The 11,201-nt window shown below is 67.2% G+C and carries 10 protein-coding genes; 3 read left to right on the top strand and 7 right to left on the bottom strand.

Features of this window, described 5'->3' with window-relative positions; genetic code table 11:
- Window positions 1-295: thioredoxin family protein (locus HMPREF2716_RS12035; protein WP_070621901.1), on the top strand; the 295-nt coding region annotated here is incomplete at its 5' end.
- 27 nt (window positions 296-322) lie between these two features.
- Here HMPREF2716_RS12035 and HMPREF2716_RS12030 read toward each other — a convergent pair.
- Complete coding sequence (locus HMPREF2716_RS12030) at window positions 323-823, bottom strand: acyl-CoA thioesterase (protein WP_003090555.1); 501 nt, start codon at window positions 821-823, stop codon at window positions 323-325.
- Between the two features lie 169 nt (window positions 824-992).
- Window positions 993-1,517 carry an RrF2 family transcriptional regulator gene (locus HMPREF2716_RS12025; protein ID WP_003090553.1) on the bottom strand — a complete coding sequence of 175 codons (525 nt, stop codon included), beginning with the start codon at window positions 1,515-1,517 and terminating at the stop codon, window positions 993-995.
- A gap of 268 nt (window positions 1,518-1,785) precedes the next feature.
- Here HMPREF2716_RS12025 and HMPREF2716_RS12020 point away from each other — a divergent pair, with 268 nt between their 5' ends.
- Complete coding sequence (locus tag HMPREF2716_RS12020) at window positions 1,786-2,991, top strand: NAD(P)/FAD-dependent oxidoreductase (protein ID WP_003138874.1); 1,206 nt, start codon at window positions 1,786-1,788, stop codon at window positions 2,989-2,991.
- A gap of 34 nt (window positions 2,992-3,025) precedes the next feature.
- Here HMPREF2716_RS12020 and HMPREF2716_RS12015 read toward each other — a convergent pair whose 3' ends face one another.
- The 5 genes from HMPREF2716_RS12015 to HMPREF2716_RS11995 all read right to left on the bottom strand — a co-directional run bounded on the left by HMPREF2716_RS12015 (window position 3,026) and on the right by HMPREF2716_RS11995 (window position 9,806).
- A complete protein-coding gene (locus HMPREF2716_RS12015) occupies window positions 3,026-4,144 on the bottom strand; it encodes a hypothetical protein (protein ID WP_003138876.1) in 1,119 nt (372 codons plus the stop codon).
- A 332-nt stretch (window positions 4,145-4,476) separates the two neighbouring features.
- Window positions 4,477-5,391 (bottom strand): ferric enterobactin esterase PfeE, encoded by a 915-nt coding sequence (gene pfeE, locus HMPREF2716_RS12010; RefSeq protein ID WP_003122580.1) that lies wholly within the window; start codon window positions 5,389-5,391, stop codon window positions 4,477-4,479.
- A gap of 19 nt (window positions 5,392-5,410) precedes the next feature.
- Entirely contained in the window at window positions 5,411-7,651 is a 2,241-nt protein-coding gene (gene pfeA, locus HMPREF2716_RS12005; RefSeq protein ID WP_023517738.1) for a siderophore enterobactin receptor PfeA, read from the bottom strand.
- A gap of 98 nt (window positions 7,652-7,749) precedes the next feature.
- Complete coding sequence (gene pfeS, locus HMPREF2716_RS12000) at window positions 7,750-9,090, bottom strand: two-component system sensor histidine kinase PfeS (protein ID WP_070621900.1); 1,341 nt, start codon at window positions 9,088-9,090, stop codon at window positions 7,750-7,752.
- Window positions 9,090-9,806 (bottom strand): response regulator transcription factor, encoded by a 717-nt coding sequence (locus HMPREF2716_RS11995; RefSeq protein ID WP_023517737.1) that lies wholly within the window; start codon window positions 9,804-9,806, stop codon window positions 9,090-9,092. Before HMPREF2716_RS11995 ends, pfeS begins: the two co-directional genes overlap by 1 nt.
- 257 nt (window positions 9,807-10,063) lie before the next feature.
- On the opposite strand from HMPREF2716_RS11995, the gene vgrG reads away from it, so the two are divergent.
- Window positions 10,064-11,201 (top strand): type VI secretion system tip protein VgrG (gene vgrG / locus HMPREF2716_RS11990; protein WP_141762309.1); only part of this gene is annotated, 1,138 nt, incomplete at its 3' end.

The following is an 11,201-nucleotide window of genomic DNA, read 5'->3' as shown; positions in this document are numbered from 1 at the left end:
GCGCGACGAACTGGACCGGCTCGCCGGTCCGACGCTGGTGGAGTTCGGTACCGACTGGTGCGGCCATTGCCAGGCCGCCCAGCCGCTGCTGGCGGAAGTATTCAGCGACTACCCGGAGGTCGGCCACCTGAAGGTCGAGGACGGTCCCGGGCGCCGCCTGGGGCGCTCGTTCCAGGTCAAGCTGTGGCCGACCTTCGTCTTTCTTCGCGACGGCCGGGAGGTGGCGCGGGTGGTCCGCCCCGGCAGCGCCAGCGTGCTGGAAGAAGCGTTCGAGAGCCTGGTCGGCGAGGGCTGAGGACCCGGCCCGCGGGCCGGGCGGCGTTCAGGCCGGCATCGCGTGATCCACCTGTTCGCGGATCTCCTGGTAGCGCAGTTCCATCAGCTTGCGCTGCTCGCGCCGGGCCAGGGCCTGGGCGTAGCGGCGTTTCTCGATCGCGGTCTCCGGTTCCAGCGGACGCACCGCCACCGGCCGGCGCTGGTCGTCCATCGCCACCATGGTGAAGAAGCAACTGTTGGTATGGCGCACGGTGCGCTCGTGGATGTTCTCGGTCATCACCTTCACCCCGACCTCCATCGAAGTGCGCCCGGTGTAGTTCACCGAGGCGAGGAAGGTCACCAGTTCGCCGACATGGATCGGCTCGCGGAAGATCACCTGATCCACCGACAGGGTCACCACGTAGCGTCCGGCGTAGCGCTTGGCGCAGGCGAAGGCCACTTCGTCGAGGAGCTTGAGCAGCGCGCCGCCGTGGACGTTGCCGGAGAAGTTCGCCTTGTCGGGGGTCATGAGCACGCTCATGGTCAGTTGGTAGCTGCCAGGTTCCATCGTTCACCTATCACGCAAGTTGGTCACGGGCCATTGCAGTGGGCCGGCGGCCGCTCTGCGGCGGCCTCTGGCGATAAGGTAGGGAGAAACGCCGGCGCGATTAGCACCGCAGTCGACAATGGTGTTTTCCGCGAAACGGGCTTGCGGCGCCGCTCCGTATGCGCCAGGGCTAGTCGCGGGAGCCGCCGCGTCCTTCCCGGCTGGCATCCATCCAGCGCAGCACTTCTTCGCCGAACTCCGGCGGCGCGATACGCCCCACCCGGCGTACCAGGTCGAGGATGGTCTGCTGGGCCAGCGCTTCTTCCATGCGCTTCTGCGCGGTGAGCATCACCGCGTGGATCGAGCAGGTGTTGCGGGTCGCCCAGGAAGGCGGGTTGCCTTCGAAGATCGCGCAGCGCTCGCGGACCTCGCGGCATTCGAAGATCGATTTGTCGCCGTCGATGGCGCGGACCACGTCGAGCACGCTGATTTCGTTGGCCGGCCGCGCCAGGCGGAAGCCGCCGCGCACGCCTTCGGTGGCAGCCACCAGGCCGGCCTTGGCCAGGCGGGTGAAGACCTTGGCCAGCAGTTCCGGCGGCACGCCCTGCAACTCGGCGAGGGTGCGCACGCTGGACTCGCGGCTGTCGCCTTTCTCGTCGGCGAGGAACAACAGGCAGTGGATGCCGTATTCGACGCCGGCGCTATAGAGAGCCATCACTAACTCCGACAGAAATATTCGCAATATTCTGCGCGGTTTTCAGGTCGCTCACAAGGACAGGTCGTCCGCTGTCTTCCGCCTTGAAGCGCTCTATCTCGGCTTATTTCCGTATGTTTTCGCCGTCTTTCCCTCTCTTTCACGGCGAGGGGCGGTTGCCTGTCGGAGCGCTTTTCGGGGATTGATCTCCGTAACTACGACAAATATAGTCGTAGTTACGGAGAGGCCTTTCTCCGGACATCCCGTCCTTTCCCTCCAGGAGCCCCCAATGAAACAACGTATCCTGATCGTCGGTGCCGGATTCGCCGGCATGTGGAGCGCGCTGAGCGCAGTCCGCCAGCTCGACCGCCAGGGCCGCGACGACGTCGAGGTCGCGGTGCTCGCGCCGCAGCCTGAGCTGCGCATCCGCCCGCGTTTCTACGAGCCTGACGTGCAGCGCATGGCGGCGCCGCTGGGCGAATTGTTCGCCGCGGTCGGCGTGCGTTTCGTGCAGGGCAGCGCGCAGCGCATCGACGTGGCCGGCAAGCGGGTGGAGTACCGCGATGCCGAGGGCACGCCGGCGCAGCTGGACTACGACCGCCTGGTACTGGCGGCCGGCAGCGGCGTGTGGCGTCCGGCGAGTGTCGTCGGCATCGACGCGGCCTTCGATGTCGACCAGTTGGAAGACGCCCTGCGCCTGGAGGCACACCTGCATGCCCTGCGCGACTTGCCGGATTCGCCGGCACGCAACACCGTGGTGGTCGCCGGCGGCGGCTTCACCGGCATCGAGACCGCCACCGAGATGCCGGCGCGCCTGCGGGCGATCCTCGGCGAGAAAGCGGCGCTGCGAGTGATCGTGGTCGACCGCGGCGCCGCCATCGGCGCATCGATGGGCGCGGACCTGAGCGGCTTGATCGCCGAGGCCTCGGCGGAACTGGGCGTGGAGTGGTGCCTGGGGCGTTCGGTGGCGGCGGTGGATGCCGAGGGCGTGACGCTCGACGACGGCCAGCGGATCGAGGCGAAGACCGTGGTCTGGACCGTGGGCGTGCGGGCCAGCACGCTGACCGGACAGATTCCGGGCGAGCGCGATGCCCAGGGTCGCCTGCATGTCGACCGCAACCTCAAGGTGCTCGGCCTCGACGATGTCTACGCCACCGGCGACGTGGCCCGCGCGGCTACCGACGACCTCGGCAACCATGCCCTGATGACCTGCCAGCACGCCATCGCCCTGGGTCGCTCGGCCGGCAACAACGTGGCCGCCGACCTGCTCGGCGTCGAGCCGATTCCCTACAGCCAGGTGAAGTACGTGACCTGTCTCGACCTCGGCGGCTGGGGCGCGGTGTTCACTGAGGGCTGGGACCGCCAGGTACGGTTCGTGCGCGAGGAGGGCAAGAAGATCAAGACCGAGATCAATGGCGTGTGGATCTACCCGCCGGCGGCGGACCGCGCCGTGGCGCTGGCGGCGGCCGACCCACTGATTCCGGTGGTGGCCTGAATCCTGACCGGAAGGGGCTGGAGGAGGCGCTCGCCTACTGGGCTGGCGCCGTCTCCGCAGCCATGAGCTTGAGGCTTTGCTCCAGCACCTTGGCGAACGTGTCCGGCGGGACATCCGCGCGACCCAGTTGTTCAAGGAATGCAGCGGTCGCGGTGGAAACGTCCTGCGCCGAGGCTTGCTCATGGTCTTCGCGGGCAACCCGTACCAGCAACCAGGAGCCGCCTCGATAGAGTTGCCCGGTCTTCGCTTCGACCAGCAGGGGATTGTGGGACCCGGTGGGCACTGTCAACTGCCCGAAGGCCGGCAGGCGGTCACGCTGCTCCATTCTCACGAAGGCGTAGTACCCCTCGCGCAAGGGAGCCCGGCTGCTGATGCTGGTCCCGTTGCGTGGCTGCGTATCCGTTTTCCGCGTGCGTCCCTGGTACGGCGGATCGAACTCCATCTGGTAGCGAAGTTCGACGTCGTCGCCGTTGGCGCTGAGCAGCGCGTCGCCGAGGCTGTTCAGCAGATTGAGAACCGGCGTGCCGGGGGCGTAGGAGGCGCTGCCGACCTTGGCCAGCTCCTGCAGGAGCTTGCGGCTCTGTTTGTTCTCGTTCTCGTCCAGTTCGAGTATCGCCAGGTCGACGAAGAAGGTCCCGCCGTCGTAGGTCTTCGGACCGTAGATCGGGATGTTGAGCGCGTTGATCAATTGGCCGCTCTCGCGGATGTCCTCGTTGTAATAGACAACCCGGCCGTTGCGCTTGATGTCGGCGGGATTGAAGCTGAGGCCGTTGGAGGTCGCACCGCGTTCGCCGGCACTGGCGGTGATGGCGATCTCGCCCTGAGTGCTGCGCGCATTGTCGAACAGGCTGCCGTCGCCACCGGTGCAGAGGCTGGATTCCTTGTTGCCGCTCGCCAGAAGGTCGCCATTGCCTTTCTCCTCGCGAAAATCGCAGAGGTAGGCCGCGATCAGCTTGATCGACAGGGCTTCGCCCTTTTCGATGGCGGTCGTCGAGTTGCGTCCGGACGGTAGGAAGATGCTGCTCATCGCACGGTTGTCCGGGCTGTGCGCTACCTGTGTCGCCCCCTCGTTATGTTGCAGGCTGCTGGAGCAACCGCCGACCAGCAGCAGGCTGATGGCGTAGAGAGTATTGCCGCGTCCTTTGCCGTTCATGTCGTCCTTCCTGATTCGATGCCTCTTCTGTTTGCAACGCTAGATCAGATTCGAGTGATGGCAAGTTGGCATTGCTGGCAGGATTTCTGCGCTGCTCATGTGAGCGGGGCTTGAGGGGGAGGAGCCGGGGATCGCGGGGACAAAAGACTTCGGGATAGCTCCTCTTCCCATCGCCGCAGAGGGTTGCAGTGGAGGCGTTTCCGGGGTCGGTGTCCGGAGGACGCAGCTCTTTCGGTAGGACGAAGAGCCGCCAGGCGGTTGTCCTTCAATCCGACCTTCTCTCGCGGGCGGAAGAAAAGGGCGGCGTAAAGGGCTCCTGGGAGCGTGCGCCTTCAGCGCTGGCGTTCCACCGCCGGACGGGCGAGCAGAAGGCGCAACGAGGCCCCCAGCGTTTCGCCATGACCCAGGCCGTCGAGCGGCTGGAAGTCCAGCGTCAGCCCGGCAACCCGGCGCAGGTCATCTACCAGCCGCGCCATCGCCTGGCCCGGCTCGGCTTTCAGCGAGCCGCGCGGGCTGGCCGGTTCGGCGCTGCCGCGCCAGAGCAGGAGTTCCGCGCGCTTTCCGCGCAGGCGCTGTTCGAGCCCCGCTCGCTCGCCGAGGATCGCCCCGTCGCGCCACCACAGCGACGGGCTGGCCGCGGCGTAGCGGGCGAACTCGCCGGGACGGGTGAACAGTGCGTGGAGCACCAGCAAGCCGCCGTAGGAGTGTCCCCAGAGGGTTTGTCGCGCAGTGTCCAGGGGCGCCTGCGCCGCCACGGCCGGGCGCATGCCGTCGCGCAGCAGGTCGAGGAAGGCGTCGGCGCCACCGCTGGGCAGGCCGTTGAGCGGGTCGCGCTGATCGGCCTGGCCGGGACTCGCGGGGGTGTAGTCGAAGGTACGCCCGGCGCGGTCGATGCGCAGCGGCGTGCGGTAGCCGATGGCGACCAGCAGCGGTGCGTCGCCGTCGGCCAGGCGTCTCAGGGTGGACGCGTCGAGGGCGCCGACGGCGGCGTTGCCGTCGAGCATCCAGACCACCGGGTAGCCGGCGGCGGGCGGTGCCTGCAGCGGTCGGCCGAGCCACAGCCGGTAATGCCGCTGGCCATCGACGGAGTCCAGGTCCACGGCGCTGAAGCGGTAGGGCAGGTCCTGGCGTTGCAGCAGGCTGCGGTCCATGGTCGCCTCGGGGTCCGGTTGCGCCAGAGGCGCGCCGCCGGGCAGGGCCGCCGCCAGGGCGAGGCCCAGGGCGGCGACGAGCAGGGAAGTTCTCATCAGGCTTTCTCGTTATGGCTCAGAACGACGCGGTCAGGCTGGTATAGAAGGTCCGTCCGGGCTCGTTGTAGGTCGCCGCGCCGGCCCCGTCGATGCCGACCACGCCCTGGGCATTGCCGGCGCGGAACAGGCGCTTGTCGAACAGGTTGTCGACGCCGGCGCCGAGGCTCAGGTTCTTGCTCAACCGATAGGTGCCGCCGAGGCCGGCGATGGCGTAGGGCGAGAGCTGGTCGTTGGCGCTGCCGGTGACACGGTCGCCGTGATAGTCGTATTTCTTCGGCTTCTGCTTGCCGTACCAGGTGACCGTGGCTTGCAGTGAGAGGTCGTCGGTGGCCTGCCAGTCGAGCATCGAGTTGAGGGTGTAGCGCGGCGTCACCGAGAGCACGTCGCCGGTTTCCTTGTTCTTCGATTGCAGCATGTAGGTGAAGTTGTTGCTCCACTTCAGGCCGTCGGCCAGGGGCAGGGTCAGGGTGCCTTCGAGGCCCTCGACCACCGCCTTGGGCACGTTCTCCCACTGGTAGATCGCCGCGTTGGCGTAGTCGCCCTTGCCGCCGCTGGCGTGGTCGACCGGCGACAGGCCGGATTCGATCTTGTTCTTGTAGTCGTTGCGGAAGTAGGTCAGCCCCGCTACCAGGCCGTCGTGGCTGTACTCGATGCCCAGTTCCTTGTTCACGCTGGTCTCGGCCTTGAGGCCGTCGTTGCCGCGCAGGTAGCAACTGGTGCTTTGCCCGTAGCAACCCTGGCCACGGCTGTAGAGCAGGTAGTCGGGGTTCAACTGGTACAGGTTGGGGGCCTTGTAGGCGCGGGCGATACCGGCCTTCAGGGTGACCCGCTCGGTGAGCGCGTGGGACAGGTTCAGCGATGGGCTCCAGTTGACGCCGACGATGTCGTGGTGGTCCCAGCGCAGGCCTGGGGTAAGCATGGTGCCGGGCATCAGCTCGATGTTGTCCTCGGCGAACAGCGAGAAGATCCGCGCCGAGGAACTGCTGCTGCGGTTCTTTCCGGCGAGACCGGGGATCGAGCCGCCTTCTTCGGTGTTCTGGGTGTTGGAGCTGGGGTCGTCGAGCTTCTGCTCGGTCCACTCGCTGCCGAGGGTCAGGGTCTGCTCGTAGCCCAGGTGCAGCGGCAGGTTGACCTCGCCGTGGGCGGTCAGGTCGCGCAGGGTGGCGGTGTAGAAGCCGGCGTTGTTGGGGTCGAAGATGCCTTCGGTGCCGCCGGCCAGGCCTTCGTTGATCCGGCTGTTGCGGGTCTTCTCGTACTGCAGGTAGGCCAGCGAGCTGCCGAAGTCCCATTCGCCGCGATGGGTGACCGAGTAGGTCTCGCGGTACATGCGGTTGGTCTCGTGGCCGAGCATCTGCTTCACGTAGTTGTTGCTGTTGGTGTTCTGCGTGTCGCCGGTGTAGATGTTGCCCTGGCGGCTGAAGCCGGCCTCGAACTCGAGGGTCTGCTCGGGCGTCAGGCGCCAGCTGAGCAGCCCGTCGATGTCCTTGTTGCGCACGCCTTCGCGACCGGCGGGGAGGGTGCCGGCCTGCTTGCCGGTGCGGTTGGATTCGTGGCCGGCGTTGATGTCCCAGTCGTCCGAGTCGGTCTTGGCGATGTTGCCGTAGACGCGGTAGCTGAGGTTTTCCGTGAGCGGCCCGTTGAGACCGAAGCTCATCCGTTCGCTGGCGCCTTCGGCCTTGTGCTGCGGGAAATTGCTGTAGACGCTGAGATTACCGTGGGTTTCCGCGCCGGCCTGCTTGGTGATGATGTTCACCACGCCGCCCGCCGCGCCGTTGCCGTAGCGCGCCGCCGCCGGGCCGCGGATCACTTCGATGCGCTCGACCTGGTCGGCCGGCACCCAGTTGGTGTCGCCGCGGCTGTCGCGCTCGCCGCGCCAGCCGTAGCGCACCGAGTTGCGCGAGCTGACCGGTTTGCCGTCGACCAGGATCAGGGTGTTCTCCGGCCCCATGCCGCGGATGTCGATCTGCCGGTTGTTGCCACGCTGGCCGCTGGAGCTGTTGCCGGTCAGGTTGACCCCCGGCATGGTCCGGATGATCTGCGACAGGTCGTTGCTCGGCGGTCGCTTGGCGATGTCCTCGGCGGTGATGATGGAAACTCCCGGCGCCTGCTTGGTTTCCTCCTGGGCGGTGGCGACCACGGTCTGCTCGCCCAGCTCGATGACGGAGCCGTCGCCCTGGCCGGCGGCGTGTACGGCGTTGGCGAGCAGGCAACTGGACAGCAGCAGGAAGGGAACGGCGGGAAGGGCGCGTGAGGACATCGGTGATCTCCGGGCAATGCAGCGAAATGCAAGAGATCACGAATGATATTGATTGTTATTTGAGAGTAAAGCGCATTAACTTTCTAAACACTTCGCCCTCAGGCGGCCGCCGGCAGCCACAGGTGCAGGCACAATCCGGGCTTGCCGTTGCTGGCCCAGAGCCGGCCGCCCTGTAGCTCGATGGCACGCCGGGCGATCGCCAGGCCGAGGCCGAAACCTTCGCCGGCGCTATCGTCCAGGCGCTGGTAGGGGAGGAAGATGCGTTCCAACTGGTCTTCCGCCACGCCAGGGCCTTGGTCCTGCAGGCGCAGGTGCCAGAAGTCGCCCTCGCGCTCGCCGTCGAGGCTGACCGTGCCGTCCTCGGGCGAGTGACGGATGGCGTTGCGCAGGAGGTTTTCCATGGCCTGGGCCAGGCTGTCCAGGTGTACCTCGACGCGACAGTCGACGCCCAAGCGGCAGGGTAGCCGCGCCGGGTCCCAGCCGCTTTCGAAACAGGCGTCCTCGCGCAGCGCTTCCCACACCGACAGCGCCAGCACCGGCTCGGTGGGCAGTTGCGGGCGCTCGGTGTCCATCCAGGCGAGGTCGAGGGTGTCTTCCAGCAGTCGTTGCATGTCGCCGATTTCGCGATCCAGGCGCTGGCGCAACTGTTCCGGCGGTAGCTCGCTGTCGTGGGCGATGCGCAGGCGCGCCAGCGGCGTGCGCAGTTCGTGGGACAGGGTGCGCAGCAGCAGGCGCTGCTGGGCGAGACTCAGGCGCAGGCGCTCGGCCATGTGCTCCAGGGCCTGGGCCAGCTCGCCGAGTTCGTCGCGGCGGGCCGCCAGCGGTGCGGCGAGGGGAGTGCTTTCCAGTTCGTCGGCGCGCAGGGCATCGGCGCGATCGCGCAAGCGGTTCAGCGGCACCATCAGGTGGCGGTAGAGCAGCAGGCCGAGCAGGGCGGCCAGCAGGGTCGGGACTATGCCGTGGGTGACCAGGTGGGTCCAGGGGGTCAGTCCGCCGGGCAGCAGGCGCTCCGGTAACTGGATCACCAGCCGGCCCTGCTCGGGATGTCCGGGGAACTCGATGCTGACGTACGGCAGTTCGTCCTGCAGGCGCCGGCTCATCGGCCAGTCGAGCTTGCGCATGAAGGTCAGGTGGCTCGACTCCTCGGCGCTTAGCGGCGTGCTGCCGAGGCTTTCCAGGTGCGGTCCGACCAGCGCCACCCAGGTATCTTCCTTCGCCGACAGTTCCTTGCGGAAGCGTTCGGCGCCCGCGGCGCCCTCGCTGCGCCAGGCATCCTCCGCCTGCCGCGCGTAGTCCGCCAGGTAGCTGCGGTCGGCCGGGGCGAGGAAGTAGGTGCTGCGCTCCACCGACAGGCCCCAGGTGTAGATCAGCCAGGTCAGCAGCAGGCAGAAGCCGACCTGCAGCAGCGCCAGTTTCCATAACAGCGGGTGCCTGCGCATCAGGGGTGTTCCGTCTCCACCAGCAGGTAGCCCTGGCCGCGCACCGCCTGGATCTGTAGGTGACGGACGGCGACCGCGGCGAGCTTGCGCCGCAGGTTGCAGACGTGCACGTCGAGACCGCGGTCGAGGCGCGTGTAGCTGCGGTGCAGCACGCTCCGGTAGAGGAACGGCTTGCTCAGCGCCTCGCCGGCATGTTCGCGGAGCGTCGCCAGGAGGCGGTATTCGGATGGCGTCAGCCCCGCCGGAAGGCCCTGCTGGAGCACATCCTGGGCCTGGTCGTCGAACACCAGCCGGGTATCCCGCCGCTGCGGCGACGGCAGGCGGTCCAGTCGTACGCGGCGCAGCAGGGCGTCGGTGCGGGCATCCAGCTCGGCCAGGCTGAACGGCTTCGGCAGGTAGTCGTCGGCGCCGCGGGTGAAGCCGCTGATGCGATCCTGCTCGGCGCCCAGGGCCGACATCAGCATCACCGGCGTGGCCTGCTCGCGGCGCAGCGACTCCAGCAGGGCCAGACCGTCGAGGCCGGGCAGCATGATGTCCAGCAGCACCAGGTCGAACGCTTCGCGCCCGGCGGCTTCCAGCCCGTGCGAGCCATCGCCGCAGACGGTCACGCGGAAGCCGCGCTGGCGGAAATGCGCGTCGAGATCCTCGCGCAGGCGCGGGTCGTCTTCGACCAGCAGCAGGCGGGGAGATGGGTTTGAGATATGAGAATGATTCACGTTCGTGAATATCTCATTTTTGCCGGGGATCGGGCAATGGCCCAATGCGACGCATCGCGCACGGAGCGGAAATACTTTTCGACAAAGCCGTCGTTGCTTCGGTTTTTTTTCTGGCTTAGGGTCCGCAGGAGGCGGGCAGGGGTGTCGTGGCTATTGGCTAGCCTTTCGCGACGGCACGGGGTTGTACGATCATCTTGCGCGCTGCTGGCGCGTTGTTCGGGCCGCCCGCCGCAGGTGACTATCAAGGAAGATTGCCCATGCTGTTCTCCCAACATACCCGTCTGGTGCACGTGGACTCCCCGCTGGGGCCCGAGGTCCTGCAACTGCAACGGCTGGAAGGCCGCGAGGAGCTGGGCCGGCTGTTCAGCCACGAGCTCGAACTGGTCTCGAGCAATCCCGCCTTGCCTCTGGATGCCCTGTTGGGCAAGCCGATGAGCCTCGCGCTGGAACTCCCCGGCGGTAGCCGGCGGCACTTCCACGGCATCGTCGCGCGCTGCAGCCAGGGCGCCGGCGCCGGCCAGTTCGCCAGCTACCAGGTCACCCTGCGGCCCTGGCTGTGGCTGCTGACGCGCACTTCGGACTGCCGCATCTTCCAGAACCAGAAGGTCCCGGACATCATCAAGCAGGTGTTCCGCGACCTCGGCTTCTCCGACTTCGAGGACGCCCTGAGCCGCTCCTACCGCGAGTGGGAATACTGCGTGCAGTACCGCGAGACCAGCTTCGACTTCATCAGCCGGCTGATGGAACAGGAAGGCATCTACTACTGGTTCCGCCACGAGAAGAAGCGCCACATCCTGGTGCTCTCCGATGCCTACGGCGCGCACCACAGCCCGGCCGGCTACACCAGCGTGCCCTACTACCCGCCGAGCCTCGGCCATCGCGAGCGCGACCACTTCTTCGACTGGCACATGGCGCGTGAGGTCCAGCCCGGCTCGCTGAGCCTCAACGACTACGACTTCCAGCGTCCCGGCACCCGCCTGGAAGTGCGCTCCAATGTCGGGCGCGCCCATGCCGCGGCCGACTACCCGCTCTACGACTACCCTGGCGAGTATGTGCAGAGTCAGGACGGCGAACACTATGCACGGACCCGCATCGAGGCGATCCAGACCCAGTACGAGCGAGTTCGCCTGCGGGGATGCGCCAGGGGTATCGGGGCGGGCCATCTGTTCCACCTGAGCAACTACCCGCGCCTGGACCAGAACCGCGAATACCTGGTGGTTGGCGCCGAGTACCGGGTAGTCCAGGAACTCTACGAGACCGGTAATGGCGGGGGCGGCGCGCAGTTCGAGAGCGAGCTGGACTGTATCGACGCCGGCCAGGCTTTCCGCCCCTTGCCGTCGACCCCGGTGCCGGTGGTGCGCGGCCCGCAGACTGCGGTGGTGGTCGGGCCCAAGG

The sequence above is a fragment of the Pseudomonas sp. HMSC076A11 genome (assembly GCF_001810205.1).
Lineage (GTDB): Bacteria > Pseudomonadota > Gammaproteobacteria > Pseudomonadales > Pseudomonadaceae > Pseudomonas > Pseudomonas aeruginosa.
The sequence above is the reverse complement of the archived record's forward strand: the minus strand, read 5'-3'. Positions and strand labels throughout refer to the sequence as shown.